Source organism: Micromonospora sp. NPDC047620 (assembly GCF_043205005.1).
Taxonomy (GTDB): domain Bacteria; phylum Actinomycetota; class Actinomycetes; order Mycobacteriales; family Micromonosporaceae; genus Micromonospora.
On sequence record NZ_JBIDDG010000003.1, the window covers coordinates 1 to 16,751 of the forward strand.

Consider the following 16,751-nt stretch of genomic DNA (forward strand, 5'->3'; position numbering starts at 1 on the left):
TGGTGGTGGTGGGGGTGTGGCCCGCCGTGCCCGGCTCCGGGCGGTCAGGCTTGATCCCTGCGCCGGGCACGGCGGGCCACACCCCGTCGGTGGTCGCGCGCCGTCCGTGCCTGGATGTCGGTTATGCGGTACGGCTGCCGTGAGGCGTCCGCGAAGCGTCCCGTGGTCCGGTTCGGGGTGTGACCGGGGGCATCGTGGGGGCGGAATCGTGGGCGGGGCGGGGTCGTTACACCCTGCGTACGGCCGAGCAAGGCCACTCCCGCCCCCGGGCGGGCTGGCCCCCGGCCCCGGCCCCGGAATGTTGGTGGGTCGCCGGTCGTTACACATGGTCCCGGCCGGTGAAGGGGGCGACCTCCTCGCCCCGCGACACGGGCTGTTCCCCGTCTCCGGATGGCCGGTCTGATTCTTCCCGGCGCGTGACGCCGGATCCCCCGAGTTTTGTTGAGCGCCGGACGGTGCTTGCGCCCCGCTGACCCCCTCAGCGTGGTGCCAACCCCCGAATGGAGCGTCTGATGAACACGATCATGCGTAAGAGCGTTCTTGGTGTTGCTGGTCTGGCTTTTGCCGGTGGTGTGTTCGCTGGTCCGGCTGCTGCTCATGCCGCTCCGGCTGTCGAGTCGGGTAAGCCTGTGGCTGTGGCTGTGGCGGTGCGGGCTGAGAAGCCGGGTGTGGACAGGGCGAAGCTGGTTCCGCATGGTGTGCAGGGCGTCCAGTCGCGGATCGACCTGTCGGACGAGCAGGTTGCGAACACGAAGGCGATCATCGCGGCGACGAAGAAGGCCGGGATGGACGAGCGGGCCGCGGTGGTGTCGATCGCGACGGCGTTGCAGGAGTCGAAGCTGGAGAACCTGGGTCATCTGGGTGACCGCAACGACCACGACTCGCAGGGTCTGTTCCAGCAGCGCCCGTCGAGCGGTTGGGGCACGGTGGAGCAGATCACCGACCCGGAGTACTCGACGACGGCGTTCCTGAAGGGTCTGAAGCAGGTTGACGGGTGGCAGGACATGCCGCTGACCGAGGCCGCGCAGACGGTGCAGGTGTCGGCGTACCCGGACCACTACGCCCAGTGGGAACAGCAGGCCGCCGACCTGGTCGCCGAACACTGGAACAGCTGACGACAAGTGCATGACGCCGCTGGCCGGTACCCCGCGCGGGGTACCGGCCAGCGGCGTCCTCGCCTCCGGGCGCGCCGGGGCCAGGGTCGTGGTCGTCCGGAGCCGGCACGATGCCGGGCGTACAGTCGGCTGGTGGAGCGTACCGAGAGAATGCCCGCGCAGACCCGCCCGCCCGGCGTGGCCACGGCCGATCCCGGCAGCGTCCTGCTGCCCGGCCACGACGTGCCGCTGGGCCGCTACACGACGGTGCGGCGGCTGCTGCCGCAGCGCCAGCGGCGGATGGTCGGGGCCTGGTGCTTCGTGGACCACTTCGGCCCGGACGACGTGGCCGAGCGGCCCGGCATGGAGGTGCCGCCGCACCCGCACACCGGCCTCCAGACGGTGACGTGGCTGCTGGACGGGGAGATCCTGCACCGGGACAGCCTCGGCAACGTGCAGCCGATCCGCCCCGGCCAGCTCAACGTGATGACCTCCGGGCACGGCATCGCGCACTCCGAACGGTCGCCCGATCGGCATCCGCCGCTGATGCACGGCGTGCAGCTCTGGGTGGCGCTGCCGGACCCGGCCCGCGCCGGTGCGGCCGACTTCGCCCACCACGCCGACCTGCCCCGCTGGCGCGACGGCGAGCTGGACGTCACGCTGCTGGTCGGCGAGCTGGAGGGCGAGCGGTCGCCGGCCGTGACGCACACCCCGCTGCTCGGCGCGCAGCTCGAGGTGCGCGGGGCCGCGCCGGCCACGCTGCCGCTGCGGCGCGACTTCGAGTACGCGTTGCTGGCCATGTCCGGCGCCGCCGAGGTCGACGGTGTGTCGCTCGCCCCCGGGGCGTTGCTCTACCTCGGCACCGGCCGGGACGGGCTCACCCTGACCGGCGAGGTGGGCAGCCGCCTCCTGCTGCTCGGCGGGGCACCCTTCGAGGAGCCGCTGGTGATGTGGTGGAACTTCGTCGGCCGCTCGCACGAGGAGGTCGCCGCCGCCCGGGAGGACTGGATGGCCGGGCGGCGCTTCGGCGTCGTCGCCGACGACCCGGCTCCGCCGCTGCCCGCCCCGGCACTGCCCACCACCCGGCTCAAGGCGCGCGACCGCAGTGGCGGCGTCCTCGGCTGACCCGGGCAGGCGTGGTCGGGCCCGACGTGGGTAGTCGCCGGCATGTCGACCATCTCCCGCATTGAGGACAAGAAGCGACTGGTGCGCCGGCTCGCCGGCGGTGGGCGGGGCTTCGCGGAGCAGTACGGCTTCCGGGTCATCAACAACCCGTCGAGTCTGTTCCAGGTGCTTTGCCTCGCCGTGCTGCTGGCCCGGCGTGGCGACTTTAGGCGCGCCCTGGACAGCGCGCACGCGCTGCCCGAGGCGGGCTGGGACAGCGCCGCCCGGCTGGCCCGCTCGCTGCACGCCGACCGGGTGCGCGTGCTGCGCGACTGTGGCCAGCGCGGCGACGTCGACGCGCTCGCCGACACCCTGGGCGACCTGGCCCGTACCGTCGTCGAGCGCTACCGGGGCGACCTGCGCCGGCTGCGCGCGGTGGCGCACCACGACCCGGCCCGGGAGCGCGAGCTGCTCACCGAGCTGCCCGGCGTGGACGCCGCCGTGGCCGACCTGTTCCTGCGCGAGGCGCAGGCGCTGTGGCGGGAGGTGGCGCCGGTGGCGGACCGCAGGGCGCTGGTCGCGGCCCGCCGGTTGGGGTTGGGACGCTCGGCCGACGACCTCGCCGGGTTGGCCGGCAGCGGCGAGTCCGAGCGGCTCGCCTGGCTGGTCGGGGCGCTGGCCCGGGTCGACCTGGAGCAGCGGTACGCGGAGCTGACCCCCTGACGTGCGGGGTGCGCTGGCCCACAGTTCGCCGATAATCCCCCAAACGGGGGATGGCGCATCGTATGATGATCTCGGCAGTGATGCCCGCCCGGTTCGGGCGTACATCAACCGCCTGGTGGTCGCGGCCCGGTTCGGGCCTCGTCGACCGTCGGTCAGGTTCTGCGTGGCGCCCCGGTCGCGGTTCGCGGCGGGGGCGCCCGCCTGTCCGGCCGCCACCTACCCACTCACTTGGCCAGGCCGGCCAGCAGGTTCACCGTCACCGCGATGACGAACGCCCCGAACAGGTACGACAGCATCGAGTGCCGCAGCACCGTCCGGCGCATCTCGTTGCTGGTGAGCGGAGTGTCGGAGACCTGGAAGGTCGCCCCCACGGTGAACGCCAGGTAGGCGAAATCGGAGTAGCGCGGCGGCTCCGGCTGGTTGAAGTCCACCCCACCGTCCGGCCCGGTGTAGTAGATCCGCGCGTACCGGGCGGCGAACACGGTGTGCACCACCAACCACGACAGCAGCACGCTGAGCACGCCCAGCCCGCTGTAGACGTTCCAGAGGCTCGTGGCGGGACCCTCGTGGGCGCGGGTCACCACGACGCCGACCGCCAGCAGGCTGGTCAGGCAGGCGACGAGCAGCAGGGAGTCGCGGGCCGCCCGGTTCGGGTCCTCGTACACCGCCAGCTGGGCCGTCCGGCCCGCGTCCATCGGCCACACCTTGTGCCAGACCAGCACCAGCCAGCTCAGCGCGGCGGCGTCCCAGCCGACCAGGGGGGCGAGTTCCAGCGAGGCCGTCAGCGCGGTGAGGCCGCCGGCCAGCAGCCCGACCGCGCCCATCACGGTGAGCTGGACGGCGGCCGGGGTGTGCCCGTACGGCCGCGCACCGTCACCCGTCACCGGTCCCGCCCTGCGGAGGCACCGCCGCCGGTCAGCCGAGGCGCGGGCAAGGCTCAGATGCCGCGCAGGTGCTGCGAGACCCGCTGGTGCCGCTCCCGGGCCTGCGCCGCCCGCTGGGACGGGCCGACCTCGGGCGCGGCGTCGATGTGTGCGGAGCGGGCCACCTCGTTGCCGTTGGCGTAGTCGACCGGTGGCAGGGCCCGCAGGGCCCGCAACACGTCCGGCGGGGCGCCCTCGCGTTCGGCCTCGCGTACCACGTCGTCCTTCCCGGCCGGGTAGTCCAGGCTCGACAGGTACTGCAGCACGTCGGCGTAACTCGCCATGGTGTCGGCTCCTCCGGGCATCGATCCGGTCACGACCGGCGGCGGTTACCCGCCCGGCGGCCCGTCACGCGCCGTCCGGCGGGGAAATCCGCCGCCGTTTCCTGGACGGGGCATCGGGTACGCGCAGCCCGACGCAGGCGCGGAAGGAGCCACGGATGAACTACGACACCTTCGTCGACCAGGTCGCCCGGCGCACCCACATGTCCTCGGAGCAGGCGGTGGCGCTGACCCGGGCGACGCTGGAGACCCTCGCCGAGCGGCTGACCGGCGGGGAGGTGCTGGACCTGGCGGCGCAGCTGCCCAAGCCGTTGCAGGTGGTGATGAAGCCGAGGCCACGCACGGAGTCGGCGGACCGGTTCGGTGCGGCCGAGTTCGTCGCGCGGATCGCCGTGCGGGCCGGCATCGACGAGTCGGCGGCCAGGGACGCCGCCCGCGCGGTCTTCATCACGCTCCGCGAGGCGATCACCGGCGGCGAGTTCGACGACGTGGCCACCCAGCTGCCGCGCGACTACCGGAAGCTGGTGGAACCCGCGATGGCTCCCGGCGCCACCCTGCGCCGCTCCTGACCGGACCGGCCGACCTGCCCGCCGACCGTCCGTCCCGCGACCCGGCACGGCGGCCGGACGTCGGGGTGCGACCCACCCCGACCGACCCGGCACGACCGGCGACGGTCAGGCGACCGCGCCGGCGGCGCGCAGGGCGGCGACGCGGCCCGGATCGAAGCCCGCTTCGGCCAGCAGCTCGTCGGTGTGCTCGCCGGGCTGCGGCGGCGGGCGGCGCAGCGCCGTCGGCGTGCCGGAGAAGCGGGGCGCCGGGGCCGGCTGGGTGACCCCGCCCTGCTCCAAGAAGGTGCGCCGGGAGGCCAGGTGGGGGTGCTCGGGTGCCTCCCGCCAGTCCAGCACCGGCGCCACGCAGGCGTCCGACTGGCCCAGCAGTGCCGTCCACTCGTCGCGGGGACGGGTGCGGAACAGACGCGCCCACGCCCGGCGCAGCGCCGGCCAGTTCGCCGGGTCGGTGCGGTCCAGCGCCTCGTCCGGGTGCAGCGGGAAGCCGCTGCGCCGGACCAGTTCGTCGTAGAACTGCGGCTCCAGCGCGCCGACGGCCAGATACCGGCCATCGGCGCACTCGTACGTGTCGTAGAACGGGGCGCCGCCGTCGAGCAGATTCACCCCACGCGGGTCCTGCCACATGCCCAGCCGGCGCAGCGCATGGATCTGGGTGCTGAGCACCGCCACGCCGTCCACGATGGCCGCGTCGACCACCTGGCCGCGCGCGCCGCCGCGCACCGCGTACAGGGCCGAGACCAGGCCCAGGGCGAGCATCATCCCGCCGCCGCCGAAGTCGCCGAGCAGGTTCATCGGCGGCACCGGGCGCTCCCCGGCCCGCCCGATCCCGTGCAGCGCCCCGGTCAGCGCCACGTAGCCGATGTCGTGCCCGGCGTACGGGGCGGCCGGGCCGTCCTGCCCCCAGCCGGTCATCCGCCCGTAGACCAGTCGCGGGTTCACCGCCAGGCAGTCCGCCGGGCCGACACCGAGCCGCTCGGTCACCCCCGGCCGGAAGCCCTCGATCAGCGCGTCGGCGCCGCCGGCCAGGGCCAGCACCACCTCCCGGCCGCCGGGGGACTTCAGGTCCACCCCGATCGAGCGGCGCCCCCGGTTGAGCAGGTCCGGGTGCGGGCTGCCGAACGCGCCCGGGTCCACATCGGTGGCCCGGTCCACCCGGACCACGTCCGCGCCCAGGTCGGCCAGCATCATCGCGGCGAACGGGCCGGGCCCGATGCCGGCCAGCTCGACCACCCGTACGCCGGCCAGCGGGCCGGCCGGCACGTCCTCGGTCATCGGTACACGATAGGGGTCATCGGCACACGATAGGCGCTGCGCGTTTGCGCCGTAAGGGGCCGGGAACCCGCCGGGCGAGAGGCGGGAGGTGGCGTGGTCGACGACCGGATCAGGGTGGCCATGCTGCACGGTCCCGGCCGGCCCGACGCCGACGGCGTAAGCGACTACGTGGCGCACCTGGTCGAGGCGCTGGACGACGTGGGCGTCGAGGTGACCCCGGTGCCGGTGCGTCCCGACGGGGACCGGGGCGGCTGGCGGGCCGCCACCGTCCGGGCCGCGCGCCGGGTCCGCGAGCTGGCCCCCGACGTGGTGCACGTGCAGTTCGCGCCGTCGGCGTACCGGTTCTCCGGTCAGCCCGGCCTGCTGCCGTGGCGGCTGCCCCGGCGGGTGCCGTTGGTCACCACCCTGCACGAGTACGGGTGGTGGGCCTGCCCAGGCTGGCTGCCGGGGCGGCTCTGGTCGGCGGCGGAGCGGGCCCGCTGCTGGGACCGGGAGTCGGGCCGGCTGGTGCCGGCCAGCGCCGCGGTCATCGTCACGAACCCCGGCCACGGGGACGTGGTACGCGCGCGCACCGGTCGCGCCCCGACGCACATCCCGATCGCCCCGAACGTCGCCGACCACGTCGGCGCGGCCACCGCCGGGTGGCGCCTGCGGGCCGAGCTGGGTCTGCCCGAGGGCGCCCCGCTGCTGGCCTTCTTCGGCTTCGTGCACCCCGTGAAGGGGCTGCGGCACCTGGTCGAGGCGCTGCCCGACCTGCGGCGCGACCACCCCGAACTGCGGCTGCTGGTGGTCGGCGGGTTCACCTCGCAGGCGTTGCCGGAGCCGCAGGCGCGGGCGTTCCGCGCCGAGCTGACCGGGCTGGCCCGCCACTGCGGGGTGGCCGAGGCGGTGACATTCACCGGGCATCTGCCCGCCGAGCGGGTCTCCGCCGCGCTGCACGCCGCCGACGTGGCGGTGCTGCCGTTCACCGCCGGGGTGAGCACGAAGAGCGGCGCCCTGCTCGCCGCGCTGGCGCACGGCGTGCCGACGGCGGTGACGGTGCCCGACCCCGCCGACGACGAGCTGCGCCGGGGCGGGGCGGTGACGGTGCCCGACCCCGCCGACGACGAGCTGCGCCGGGGCGGGGCGGTGGCGGTGATCGGGCGGCGCCGGGACAGCGCCGCGATCGCGCGCACCGTGGGCAGGCTGCTGGCCGATCCGGTGCTGCGCCGCCGGCTCGCCGAGCGGGGGCGGGCCTTCGCCGCCGCGTACTCCTGGCCGAGGGTCGCCGCCGCGCACCGCGACCTCTACGCGCGGACGCTGGGGCGGGCCGGTGCCTGAGGCGTACGCGGACATCCTGGTGGTGGACCTGCTCGGCGGGATCGGCGACCTGCTGATGCTGCTGCCGGCGGTGCACGGCCTGGCCCGCCGCAACCCGGGCGCGCGGCTGCGGGTGCTCACCCACGACCCGGGGGCGGAGCTGGTGCGCGCCGACCCGGCGGTCGCCGAGGTGCGTACCCCCCGCCACGGCCGGCCGGGCGCGGAACGGGAGGCGGTGGTCGAGGCGCTCGCGGCGGCGCGGCCGGACCTGGCGGTCAGCACCACCCGCTACGACGGCATCGCGGAGCTGCTGGAGGCCGCCGCCGCGCGGGCGGTGACGAACCTGTGGCGTGGCCCGCCACCGCACCAGCCGGTGGGCGCGCGCTACCTGGAGATCCTGCACGCCGAGGGGCTGCTGGACGCCGCCGACCGGTCCGCCCGCCCGCGTGTGCACGTCGACGACGACGCGCGTCGCGCCGGGGAGCGGGCGGTGGCCCGGTTGGTGGGGGAGCCGCTCGCGCCGCCCGTGGTGCTGGTGACCGACGCCGGGATGGCGGTGAAGCGGTGGCCCGGGCGGCACTGGCGGGCCCTGGCCGGGGAGCTGGCTCGGCGCGGTCACCCGGTGCTCACCGTCGGCCCCGTCGACCCCGACGCGCCGCTCGGGGTGCCGTTGCCCCGGTCCGACCTGCCCACGCTCGCCGGCCAGCTCGCCGCGCTGGGCCGGCGCGGTGGGGTGGTGGTCGGGCCCGACACCGGGCCGGTGCGGCTCGCCGCCGCCGCCGGCGTCACGACGGTCGCGCTGTTCGGCCCCACCGACGCCCGGCGGTACGGGATGGGCGGCACGGATCTCCAGGGGTTGCCGGGGTGCCCGCACCGGCGCCCCACCGCCATCACCGAGCAGCCGTGCTGGTGGGAGGCGCGCTGCCCGCTCGACGCGGCCGGCCCGGCGTGCATGGCCGACCTCGACGTGGACGCCGTGCTCGCCGCCGTCGCCGCCCGCTGACCGCCCACCACCCTCGCCGGGCCGGAGTTCTTCCTGCTCGACCGGTACGTGTGCGCGCCGGTGCCGGCGCTGGGCTACCTCGGTCTGGTCGGGGTGCTGCTGGACCGGGTCCGCCGGCCCGGGCCTGGCAGGACGCGTCGCCGCGGTGGGCGCTGGGGCTCTGGGCGGCCGTCGGGCTGACCCTGGCCGGCGGGGCGCGCTGGTGCCTGCGCTGGTACGGGCAGGGTCCGCTGGAGGCCCTCCAGAAGGCGGCCCTGCGCCGGCTGCCGGTCGGCTGACCGGCGGTGCGGGCGCCGGGCCGTGATCCCGCGTGCCCGCTCGAGGGGCGCGAGTGATCCCGTGTGCCCCGTTTGCTGCGCCCGCCGAGCCTGCCATAACCTTGTCGCCACGAGGGGAGTACTTCCCACGAGCCATCCCGGTCAGTACGGCGTGCCCGGAGCACGCCTCGGGTGGTTGCCCCCAAACGGTGGGTGAAGGAGACCTCGAACATGACACGGTGTTCGAGGAGGCTTCATGTCCGATTTGCCGTACCTTGCCGTCACCGAGATCCAGTCGGTCGGCACGCCCACGCTGTGGGGCGTCACCATCGCCGCCGTGCTCGCCCTGCTGGCGCTGGACTTCCTGGTCACCCGCCGGCCGCACGAGGTGTCGATCCGGGAGGCGCTGGGCTGGTCGGCGTTCTACATCGCCCTGCCGCTCGCCTTCGGCGCGTGGGTCTGGTCCCGCTACGGCTCACAGCAGGGCGTGGAGTACCTCACCGGTTACCTGGTGGAGAAGTCGCTCTCGGTCGACAACCTGTTCGTCTTCATGCTGCTGCTGGCCGCGTTCGCGGTGCCGGCGGTGCTCGCCCAGCGGGTGCTGCTCTACGGCATCGTCGGGGCGCTGGTGCTGCGCGCGGTCTTCATCGCCCTCGGCGCGGCGGCCCTACAGACCCTGGACTTCGCCTTCCTGCTCTTCGCGGTCATCCTGATCGTCACCGCCGTGAAGCTGCTGCGTGACGCCCTCTCCGGGCACGAGCAGGAAGTCGACATCAACAAGATGCGCTCGGTGAAGCTGCTGCGCAGGTTCATGCCGGTCACCGAGGACTACCACGGCACGAAGATGACCGTGCGCCTCGCCGGACGGCGGACGCTCACCCCGTTCGCCCTCGTGGTGGTCGCCCTGTTCGCCACCGACGTGGTCTTCGCCGTCGACTCGGTGCCCGCCGTCTACGGCATCACCGAGGACCCGTACCTGGTCTTCGCCACCAACGCGTTCGCCCTGCTGGGGCTGCGCGCGCTCTACTTCGTGCTGCACGCCGCGCTCAGCCGGCTGGTCCACCTCAGCTACGGTCTGGCGATCATCCTGGCGTTCATCGGCGTCAAGCTGGGCCTGCACTGGGCGCACGGCATCTGGGCGGGCGTGCCGGAGATCCCCACCCTCGCCTCGCTGGGCGTCATCATCGGCGTCCTGGTGGTCGTCACGCTCACCAGCCTGCGGGCCACCCGCGGCGCCGCGCCGGGCAAGAAGGAAGTGGTGGTCGAGCGGCGCTGAGCGTCACCCGCCGCGGTGCCGTTCCGGCCGACCGCGCCTGCCCGACCCACCCCGGGTGGTACGACTGACGGGTGGGAATCGTGTCACCGGGCTTCCAGGGCCGGCCCCGCTCCGCGGAGCCGGCCCTGCCGCCGGGGCAGTACCTGACGGAGGACTTCCCGGTCCTCTCCGCCGGCCCGACGCCCAAGGTGCCGCTGGAGACCTGGGAGTTCGTCATCTCCACCGAGTCCGGCGCGGAGTTCCGCTGGACCTGGGACGAGCTGATGGCGCTGCCCCAGGAGACCCCGACGGTGGACATCCACTGCGTCACCCGCTGGTCCAAGCGCGACACCGACTGGCAGGGCGTCTCCCTGGACACGCTGCTGGAGGGCATCGACACCGGCGCGCACTACGCGCAGGCCCACTCGTACGGCGGCTACACCACCAACCTGCCGCTGGCCGACCTGCGCGGCGGGCGGGCCTGGGTGGCGCACTCGTACGACGGCGGCCCCCTGCCGGCCGAGCACGGCGGCCCCGCCCGGCTGCTCGTGCCGCACGTGTACTTCTGGAAGTCCGCCAAGTGGGTGCGCGGCATCCGGCTCACCACGGAGGACCAGCCCGGATTCTGGGAGACCGCCGGCTACCACGACTACGGTGACCCGTGGCGTGAGCAGCGGTACCAGGGCGATTGACCGCCCCGCTGCGGTGGCGGGTGGCCCGGCTCGCCGAGCGCCGGGTGGAGACGCCGACCGCGCACACCCTGGTGCTGGAGGTGCCCGGCTGGCCGGGGCACCTGCCCGGGCAGCACGTCGACGTGCGGCTGACCGCCCCCGACGGGTACCAGGCGGCGCGGTCGTACTCGCTGGCCGGACCGGCCGACGGGGACCGGATCGCGCTGACCGTGCAGCGGGTGCCCGATGGCGAGGTGTCGCCGTACCTGATCGACGTCTACGCCCGGGGCGACCCGGTGGAGGTGCGCGGCCCGGTCGGCGGCTGGTTCGTCTGGCGACCGGAGGAGGCCGCGTCGGTGCTGCTGGTGGCCGGCGGCTCGGGCGTCGTGCCGCTGATGGCGATGGTGCGGGCGCGCCGCGCCGCCGGCAGCCGCGCGCCGTTCCGGCTGCTCTACTCGGTGCGCACCCCCGCCGACGTGTTCTACGCCGACGAGTTGCGCGCCCGCGTCCGCGACGACCGGGGCCTGGACGTGACGTACGTGTACACCCGCCAGGCGCCGGAGGGCTGGCGGGGGGAGCCGCACCGGATCGGCCTGGCCGACGTCAGCAGCCACGGCTGGCCGCCCGAGCTGGAGCCGCTCTGCTACGTCTGCGGCCCGACCGGCTTCGTGGAGACCGTGGCGGACCTGCTCGTCGGGCTCGGCCATGCGAGCCGGCGGGTGAAGACCGAGCGGTTCGGCCCGACCGGCTGAGCGTCGAGGAGGAGTGTCCGATGACCGAGCTGTCGTACCTGGACGGCAACATGCTCGACGGCCCGCTGCGGGAGCTGTTCGCCGTCGACCTGAGCTCCGCGAGCGGGCGGTGCGCGCACTGCGGCACGCTCGGCCCGCTGGCCGGCCTGCGCGTCTACTCGCACGCTCCTGGGCTGGTGGCCCGCTGCCCGAACTGCGCCGAGGTGATGTTGCGGCTGGTCCGCTCGCCCGACCGGGCCTGGCTGGATCTGCGCGGGGCCACCTTCCTCCAGGTGCCGATGCCGCTGGACCAGCCGCACCCGGGCCCGCTGTGACGGCGGGCCCGGACGCGGGCGCGGCGGGATTCGCAGCCGGGACGGGCGGAGGCGCGAACGTGGACGAGGCCCTGCGGGCGCGGTCGGCGCGGGAGGTGTTCGAGGACCACCTGCGGCTGGCCGCCGAGCAGCGGTTCGCGGAGGACCTGGCGCGCAACGTGTCGCCGTCCTGCGTGGTGCTGGAACGCCGGGGCGTGTTCCGGGGGCACGCCGGGGTCCGGGAGCTGGTGCGGCTGCTGGAGGCGGAGCTGTCCGGCGGCGGCTACACGTACACCAACACGATGGTCGAGGGCCGGATGGCGTTCCTGGAGTGGACGGCGGAAGCCGAGGGCGTGCGGGTCCGCGACGGGGCGGACTCGTTCCTGATCGAGCAGGGCTGGATCGTCGCCCAGACCATCCACTACACCGTCGAGCGCACCGGCGGCGGGTGACGGCTCGCGGCGCGATAGGGCGCAATCCGCTGGACATCGCCGGTGGGTGCGGCGACAGTTGTCCGCCGTGAGATACCTGCGTACCGCCGGGCCGGTCGGCATCCGCCGGCCCCGGCCCGCCGACGAGGCCGAGTTCGTCGCGGCGGCCCGGCGCAGCCGGGACCTGCACCACCCCTGGCTCTCCGCCCCCGACGACCCGGCGAGGTACGCCGCGTACCTGGCCAAGATCCGGCGGCGGGACCACGCCGGCTACCTCATTTGCGACCGGGCCTCCGGCGCCATCGCCGGGTACGTGAACATCAGCGGGATCCTCATGGGCGCGCTGCGCGGCGGGTACCTGGGCTACGCCGCCTTCCTGCCGTACAGCGGCACCGGGCACGCCTCGGCCGGCATCGGCCTGGTGGTCGCACACGCCTTCGACACGCTCGGCCTGCACCGGCTGGAGGCGAACATCCAGCCGGGCAACGAGCCGTCCCGCCGGGTGGCCCGCCGGCTCGGCTTCCGGCTGGAGGGCTACTCACCCGAGTACCTGTTCATCGACGGGGCGTGGCGCGACCACGAGCGGTGGGCGATCACCGCCCCGGCTCCGGCCGGGCCGTAGGCGGTCAGCGCCCGGGCCGGCGCGCCTCGGGGCGCTGACCGCCGAGGCGCTCGATCCGCCCCTGCTTGTGCTCGACGCGCCGCCGCTGCCGGGGCGTGAGGTGTTTCCGGCCGCTCTGCCGCAGGTAGATCGGCTGCCGCTGGTCGTTGGACATCGGCATGCTCATGGCGCAGTCCTCCCGTCGCCGTGGTGGACCACCACCGTGCATCCGGGCCGGGTGAGACGAACCCACCCGGCCCGGGTGATCCGACGTACGCGTGCGTGTGCCCGGGTCGTCGGTCGTCGACCACCGGGGCGGTCTCGCCCGGAGCGGTCGGCCGGACGGGGTACGCCCGGCTGGGCGAGTGCTGAGATTTGCCCCATCTGCCATGTTTGTCGGAGCGTGGCGTGGGAACGGGGCCGCAATGACGAAACCTCGTGTGGTGATCGTGGGGGCCGGGTTCGCCGGATACCACGCGGCGAAGACGTTGAGCCGGTTGGCCAGGGACCGGGCCGAGATCGTGCTGCTGAACTCCACCGACTACTTCCTCTACCTCCCGCTGCTGCCCGAGGTGGCCGCCGGCGTGGTGGGGCCGACCCGGATCTCCGTGCCGCTGACCGGGACCCTCGACGGGGTGCGGGTGGTCATCGGCGAGGCCGACCACGTCGACCTGCAGAACCGCTGGGTCGGCTTCACCCAGCCGGAGGGGGACCGCAACCGGCTCGCGTACGACCGGCTGGTCCTCGCCGTCGGCAGCGTCAACAAGCTGCTGCCGATTCCCGGCGTCACCGAGTACGCGCACGGCTTCCGTGGCCTGCCCGAGGCGCTCTTCCTGCACGACCACGTGGTCCGGCAGATCGAACTGGCCGAGCAGGCCGAGGACCCCGCCGAGCAGCAGGCGCGTGCCACCTTCGTGGTCGTCGGCGCCGGCTACACCGGCACGGAGGTGGCCGCGCACGGCCAGCTCTTCACCGACGAGCTGGTCTCCCAGCGTCCCCGACTCAAGATCCGCCCGAGGTGGATGCTGCTGGACGTCGCGCCCCGGGTCCTGCCCGAGCTGGACCAGCGGATGTCCGACACCGCCGACCGGGTGCTGCGCCGGCGCGGCGTCGACGTGCGGATGGGCACCTCCGTGGCCGAGGCCACCGCCGACGGGGTCAAGCTCACCGACGGCGAGTACGTCCCCACCTGCACCCTCGTCTGGTGCGTCGGCGTGCGCCCCGACCCGTTCGTCGCCGAGCTGGGGCTGCGCACGGAGAAGGGCCGCCTGGTCGTCGACGAGTACCTCGGCGTCCCCGGCTTCCCCGAGGTGTACGCCTGCGGCGACGCCGCCGCGGTGCCGGACCCGACCCGGCCCGGACAGATCTGCGCGATGACCGCGCAGCACGCCCAGCGGCAGGGCAAGTTGGCCGCGCACAACATCGCCGCCTCCTACGGGCAGGGGCGGCGCAAGCCGTACAAGCACTACGACCTGGGCTGGGTCGTCGACCTGGGCGGCAAGGACGCGGCGGCGAACCCGTTGAAGGTGTCGCTGTCGGGGCTGCCCGCCAAGGTGGTCACCCGGGGCTACCACCTGCTGGCGATGCCGGGCAACCGGGCCCGGGTGGCCGCCGACTGGATGCTGGACGCGGCGCTGCCCCGCCCAGCGGTGCAGCTCGGCCTGGTTCCGGCCAACGCGGTGCCCCTGGAAAGCTCCTCGCCCGAGGTGGCCGTCCGGGCCCGCTGACCAGCGCCGCACCCCGCCGGGGCCGCCGTTGCCCGGGGTCACCGGGCGACTCGACCGCGTCCCGGGCACGGGGGCGGGCAGGCCTGCGGCGGTCAGGCCGGGCCGGGTGGTGGCTCGTCGGTGGCGGCGAGGGCGGCGTCGGTGGCGGGCCGGGCGCCGGCGACGAACGCGTCCAGGGCCGCCGCGTGCAGCACCCCGCCGGGCACCGGATCGCGCCCCGCGCGGGCCGCCAGCCGGACCACCGGCAGCCGTCCGGCGCGCGGCGCGGCGACGAGGACGAGGTTGCCGTACCGCCGGCCGCGCAGCATCCGCCGGTCGGCGACGAGGCAGACGTCGGCGAAGACGGCCCGCAGGGTGGCGGCCTGCACCCGGGTAAAGACCAGCGGCGGCAGGTCCGTCACGTTGACCATGTAGAGACCGTCCGGGCGCAGGGCCCGGGCCACCCCGGCGGCGAACTCGACGGTCGTCACGTGCCCGGGCATCCGGGCCGCCCGGTAGATGTCGGCGAGCACCAGGTCGTACCCGCCGCGCGGGGCGCCGGTCAGCGCGTCCCGGGCATCGGCCACCCGCACGCGGACGTCGGCGGGCAGGGCCGGCAGCTCCCGCGCCACCAGGTCGACCACGGCTGCGTCCCGCTCGACGACCAGTTGTGCCGAGCCGGGCCGGGTGGCGACCAGGTAGCGGGGCAGGGTCATCGCGCCGCCGCCGAGGTGCAGCGCGTCCAGCGGCCGGCCGGGCGGCGCTGCCAGGTCCGCCACGGCGGCCATTCGCCGTACGTACTCGAAGTGGAGGTGGCGGGGGTCGGCGACGTCGACGTAGGACTGTTCCACGCCCGCGGCGAGCAGTGTGCGCCCGGTTTGTCGGGCCGGGTCCACGACCAGCTCCAGCCGGTGCGCGTCGACGTCCATGCCGGCACGCTAGCCGAGCCTCGGGGGCGGGCCGGCGGGGTGGTCGCCCGCCGGCCCGCGCCGGGTCAGCCGGTGGCCATCCCGGCGCCCGCCTCGTCGATGGCGTCGTCCACGGCGTGGGCGAGGTCCACGTCCATCGCGGTCACCACGGTCACCGCGCCGGCCCGCCGGGACCGTACGGTCACCACGGCGGTGGTGGCGTCGGGGCGGCCGATCCGCGGCCCGCGCCCGGTCTCCTGCCGCAGCTGGTCGATCAGGTCCAGCACCCGGTCGAGGTTGTCGGCCGGCAGCTGGATCGTGCGCGACAGCGCGCTGCCGTCGCCGGACCAGTACGGCAGCCCGGCGAGCGCCTCCCGCAGGTCCGCGTCGCTCAGCGGGGGCGTGGCGGTGGCCGCGCCGACCACCCCGCCGCCGACCGGCGGCGGTTGCAGCAGCTCGCGCAGGCCGTCGGGCACGTGCAGCGACTCGACCAGGTCGCCGTCGTGGTCGGCGAGCGCCGCCACGGTCGCCTCGGCCTGGTAGCGGGCCTGCTCGGGGGTGCGCCCACTGATCCGGCCCACCTCGGCCAGGAAGCCCGGCAGGTCCTGGTGCCGCCTGATGCCGTCCACCGGGACCACGTCGTGCAACTTCGTCGGCACCGCCGCGAGCAGCCGCCGGCGTTCCGCCTCGTCCAGGGCCCAGGCCAGCACCAGCACCGTCGACTCGACCCCCACCTTGGCGGTCCGGAAGTCGGCCCCGGTGCGGCGGACGACGTCGTCGACCAGCGCGCGGTAGCCCATCGGGGTCACGCCCGGCGCGTTGAGGCCCGGTTCCGGGCGGGGCCGGGGTGACTCGGGGACGCCGGCCGGCGGCGGCGCCGGCCCGCCGCGGGTGGTGTCGGGCTTGTGTCGCCGGCCGGCTGGCGGCGGCCCGGCGCGCTTGCCCCGGTCCAGGTGGGTGAGCTGCTTGGAGGCGCTCAGGCTGGCCCCCGTCTCGCTGGCCTGCATGCCGCGCTCGCGGGCCTGGCGGGCCAGCGTGCGGCGGCGCTGGTTGTCGCCCTCCATCTGCTTGCGCATGGTGACACCTCTTCCGCTGGTGTGCCTCGCTTCCGCCGGTCGCCTTCCCGCCGTCGCCGTCACCGAAACGGACGTCGGCGGCCGGGCCGGTGACCGCGGGGCAGGGGCGGCAGCTTCATCCGGCGGGGGTGAGGGGCGATCACCCGGCGGGGCCCGACGATCGCAGCGGACCGGAGCACTTCCGATCGGACGCGGAAGGACAGGTCGTGATGAAGAGGATCGTCGAGATCGTCCCCGCCCGACCCGGCTGGTACGCCCGCTGGCGTCTCTCGCCCGAGGACACCCGCTGCTACCGGGTGAGCCTGTGGGCGCTGTTGGAGGAGGCCGACGGCTCGGGCCGTGAGGTCGTCGGAGTGGACTGCATCGGGCAGTGGCCCGGAGCGGACGACAACGAGGCGGGTGGGGAGTTCGTCCGCTATCTCTTCCAGACTCCCGATTCCGGACCACCGGAGGACGCCGAGCCGCCAGGGGCCCGGCAGCGGCGGTCGACCGGGCCCCGCCTCCAGCCGGTCACCGCGCCCTGAGCCTCACTC

Annotated in this window: 21 protein-coding genes; 15 read left to right on the plus strand and 6 right to left on the minus strand. The window is 75.0% G+C overall.

Going from position 1 to position 16,751, the window contains the following annotated elements:
• The first annotated feature begins 512 nt into the window (after positions 1-512).
• The 3 genes from ACGF5C_RS04220 to ACGF5C_RS04230 all read left to right on the plus strand — a co-directional run bounded on the left by ACGF5C_RS04220 (position 513) and on the right by ACGF5C_RS04230 (position 2,921).
• Entirely contained in the window at positions 513-1,115 is a 603-nt protein-coding gene (locus tag ACGF5C_RS04220; RefSeq protein WP_393296508.1) for a hypothetical protein, read from the plus strand.
• 132 nt (positions 1,116-1,247) lie between these two features.
• A complete protein-coding gene (locus tag ACGF5C_RS04225) occupies positions 1,248-2,219 on the plus strand; it encodes a pirin family protein (protein WP_350712187.1) in 972 nt (323 codons plus the stop codon).
• A gap of 42 nt (positions 2,220-2,261) precedes the next feature.
• On the plus strand, positions 2,262-2,921 hold the full coding sequence (locus tag ACGF5C_RS04230; protein ID WP_393296510.1) for a hypothetical protein: 660 nt from the start codon (positions 2,262-2,264) through the stop codon (positions 2,919-2,921).
• Between the two features lie 224 nt (positions 2,922-3,145).
• On the opposite strand, the gene ACGF5C_RS04235 is transcribed toward ACGF5C_RS04230, so the two are convergent.
• Positions 3,146-3,805 carry a DUF1345 domain-containing protein gene (locus ACGF5C_RS04235; protein ID WP_393296512.1) on the minus strand — a complete coding sequence of 220 codons (660 nt, stop codon included), beginning with the start codon at positions 3,803-3,805 and terminating at the stop codon, positions 3,146-3,148.
• A gap of 53 nt (positions 3,806-3,858) precedes the next feature.
• Entirely contained in the window at positions 3,859-4,128 is a 270-nt protein-coding gene (locus ACGF5C_RS04240) for a DUF2795 domain-containing protein (protein WP_393270980.1), read from the minus strand.
• Positions 4,129-4,283: 155 nt separating this feature from the next.
• Here ACGF5C_RS04240 and ACGF5C_RS04245 point away from each other — a divergent pair, with 155 nt between their 5' ends.
• Positions 4,284-4,694 (plus strand): DUF2267 domain-containing protein, encoded by a 411-nt coding sequence (locus tag ACGF5C_RS04245; protein WP_393296514.1) that lies wholly within the window; start codon positions 4,284-4,286, stop codon positions 4,692-4,694.
• A gap of 105 nt (positions 4,695-4,799) precedes the next feature.
• On the opposite strand, the gene ACGF5C_RS04250 is transcribed toward ACGF5C_RS04245, so the two are convergent.
• The gene (locus ACGF5C_RS04250; RefSeq protein ID WP_393296516.1) at positions 4,800-5,966 is read right to left on the minus strand and encodes a CaiB/BaiF CoA transferase family protein; all 1,167 of its coding nucleotides are present in this window, start codon (positions 5,964-5,966) and stop codon (positions 4,800-4,802) included.
• 93 nt (positions 5,967-6,059) lie between these two features.
• On the opposite strand from ACGF5C_RS04250, the gene ACGF5C_RS04255 reads away from it, so the two are divergent.
• The 9 genes from ACGF5C_RS04255 to ACGF5C_RS04295 all read left to right on the plus strand — a co-directional run bounded on the left by ACGF5C_RS04255 (position 6,060) and on the right by ACGF5C_RS04295 (position 12,549).
• Positions 6,060-7,286 (plus strand): glycosyltransferase family 4 protein, encoded by a 1,227-nt coding sequence (locus tag ACGF5C_RS04255; RefSeq protein ID WP_393296518.1) that lies wholly within the window; start codon positions 6,060-6,062, stop codon positions 7,284-7,286.
• Complete coding sequence (locus tag ACGF5C_RS04260; protein ID WP_393296520.1) at positions 7,279-8,268, plus strand: glycosyltransferase family 9 protein; 990 nt, start codon at positions 7,279-7,281, stop codon at positions 8,266-8,268. Before ACGF5C_RS04255 ends, ACGF5C_RS04260 begins: the two co-directional genes overlap by 8 nt.
• Positions 8,269-8,318: 50 nt before the next feature.
• On the plus strand, positions 8,319-8,546 hold the full coding sequence (locus ACGF5C_RS04265) for a hypothetical protein (RefSeq protein WP_393296522.1): 228 nt from the start codon (positions 8,319-8,321) through the stop codon (positions 8,544-8,546).
• A 235-nt stretch (positions 8,547-8,781) separates the two neighbouring features.
• Positions 8,782-9,801 (plus strand): TerC/Alx family metal homeostasis membrane protein, encoded by a 1,020-nt coding sequence (locus tag ACGF5C_RS04270; protein WP_393296524.1) that lies wholly within the window; start codon positions 8,782-8,784, stop codon positions 9,799-9,801.
• 80 nt (positions 9,802-9,881) lie between these two features.
• Complete coding sequence (locus ACGF5C_RS04275; protein WP_393296975.1) at positions 9,882-10,472, plus strand: sulfite oxidase-like oxidoreductase; 591 nt, start codon at positions 9,882-9,884, stop codon at positions 10,470-10,472.
• Positions 10,469-11,203, plus strand: coding sequence for a ferredoxin reductase (locus tag ACGF5C_RS04280; RefSeq protein WP_393296526.1), 735 nt, complete (start codon positions 10,469-10,471; stop codon positions 11,201-11,203). Before ACGF5C_RS04275 ends, ACGF5C_RS04280 begins: the two co-directional genes overlap by 4 nt.
• A 20-nt stretch (positions 11,204-11,223) precedes the next feature.
• Positions 11,224-11,517 (plus strand): DUF6510 family protein, encoded by a 294-nt coding sequence (locus ACGF5C_RS04285; RefSeq protein WP_393296528.1) that lies wholly within the window; start codon positions 11,224-11,226, stop codon positions 11,515-11,517.
• Positions 11,518-11,576: 59 nt separating this feature from the next.
• Positions 11,577-11,948, plus strand: coding sequence for a nuclear transport factor 2 family protein (locus tag ACGF5C_RS04290; protein WP_393296530.1), 372 nt, complete (start codon positions 11,577-11,579; stop codon positions 11,946-11,948).
• A gap of 67 nt (positions 11,949-12,015) precedes the next feature.
• Positions 12,016-12,549 (plus strand): GNAT family N-acetyltransferase, encoded by a 534-nt coding sequence (locus tag ACGF5C_RS04295; RefSeq protein WP_393296532.1) that lies wholly within the window; start codon positions 12,016-12,018, stop codon positions 12,547-12,549.
• 4 nt (positions 12,550-12,553) lie between these two features.
• On the opposite strand, the gene ACGF5C_RS04300 is transcribed toward ACGF5C_RS04295, so the two are convergent.
• Positions 12,554-12,715, minus strand: coding sequence for a hypothetical protein (locus tag ACGF5C_RS04300; protein WP_350712201.1), 162 nt, complete (start codon positions 12,713-12,715; stop codon positions 12,554-12,556).
• Between the two features lie 238 nt (positions 12,716-12,953).
• Here ACGF5C_RS04300 and ACGF5C_RS04305 point away from each other — a divergent pair, with 238 nt between their 5' ends.
• Positions 12,954-14,255, plus strand: a complete 1,302-nt coding sequence (locus tag ACGF5C_RS04305) for an NAD(P)/FAD-dependent oxidoreductase (RefSeq protein WP_393296534.1) — start codon at positions 12,954-12,956, stop codon at positions 14,253-14,255.
• Positions 14,256-14,347: 92 nt separating this feature from the next.
• Here the strand turns inward: ACGF5C_RS04305 and ACGF5C_RS04310 are convergent, their stop codons facing one another.
• Both ACGF5C_RS04310 and ACGF5C_RS04315 read right to left on the minus strand, forming a co-directional pair.
• Entirely contained in the window at positions 14,348-15,163 is an 816-nt protein-coding gene (locus ACGF5C_RS04310) for a spermidine synthase (RefSeq protein ID WP_393296536.1), read from the minus strand.
• A 65-nt stretch (positions 15,164-15,228) separates the two neighbouring features.
• The gene (locus ACGF5C_RS04315) at positions 15,229-16,218 is read right to left on the minus strand and encodes a DUF2267 domain-containing protein (protein ID WP_393296538.1); all 990 of its coding nucleotides are present in this window, start codon (positions 16,216-16,218) and stop codon (positions 15,229-15,231) included.
• A gap of 209 nt (positions 16,219-16,427) precedes the next feature.
• Here ACGF5C_RS04315 and ACGF5C_RS04320 point away from each other — a divergent pair, with 209 nt between their 5' ends.
• Complete coding sequence (locus ACGF5C_RS04320; RefSeq protein WP_393296540.1) at positions 16,428-16,742, plus strand: hypothetical protein; 315 nt, start codon at positions 16,428-16,430, stop codon at positions 16,740-16,742.
• Positions 16,743-16,751: the final 9 nt, after the last annotated feature.

Coding starts and splice junctions, on each gene's coding strand:
- ACGF5C_RS04300 (WP_350712201.1), bottom strand. CDS start 12,715: ATGAGCATGCCGATGTCCAACGACCAGCGGCAGCCGATCTACCTGCGG.
- ACGF5C_RS04315 (WP_393296538.1), bottom strand. CDS start 16,218: ATGCGCAAGCAGATGGAGGGCGACAACCAGCGCCGCCGCACGCTGGCC.
- ACGF5C_RS04245 (WP_393296514.1), top strand. CDS start 4,284: ATGAACTACGACACCTTCGTCGACCAGGTCGCCCGGCGCACCCACATG.
- ACGF5C_RS04250 (WP_393296516.1), bottom strand. CDS start 5,966: ATGACCGAGGACGTGCCGGCCGGCCCGCTGGCCGGCGTACGGGTGGTC.
- ACGF5C_RS04310 (WP_393296536.1), bottom strand. CDS start 15,163: ATGGACGTCGACGCGCACCGGCTGGAGCTGGTCGTGGACCCGGCCCGA.
- ACGF5C_RS04270 (WP_393296524.1), top strand. CDS start 8,782: ATGTCCGATTTGCCGTACCTTGCCGTCACCGAGATCCAGTCGGTCGGC.
- ACGF5C_RS04230 (WP_393296510.1), top strand. CDS start 2,262: ATGTCGACCATCTCCCGCATTGAGGACAAGAAGCGACTGGTGCGCCGG.
- ACGF5C_RS04285 (WP_393296528.1), top strand. CDS start 11,224: ATGACCGAGCTGTCGTACCTGGACGGCAACATGCTCGACGGCCCGCTG.
- ACGF5C_RS04320 (WP_393296540.1), top strand. CDS start 16,428: ATGAAGAGGATCGTCGAGATCGTCCCCGCCCGACCCGGCTGGTACGCC.
- ACGF5C_RS04305 (WP_393296534.1), top strand. CDS start 12,954: ATGACGAAACCTCGTGTGGTGATCGTGGGGGCCGGGTTCGCCGGATAC.
- ACGF5C_RS04220 (WP_393296508.1), top strand. CDS start 513: ATGAACACGATCATGCGTAAGAGCGTTCTTGGTGTTGCTGGTCTGGCT.
- ACGF5C_RS04240 (WP_393270980.1), bottom strand. CDS start 4,128: ATGGCGAGTTACGCCGACGTGCTGCAGTACCTGTCGAGCCTGGACTAC.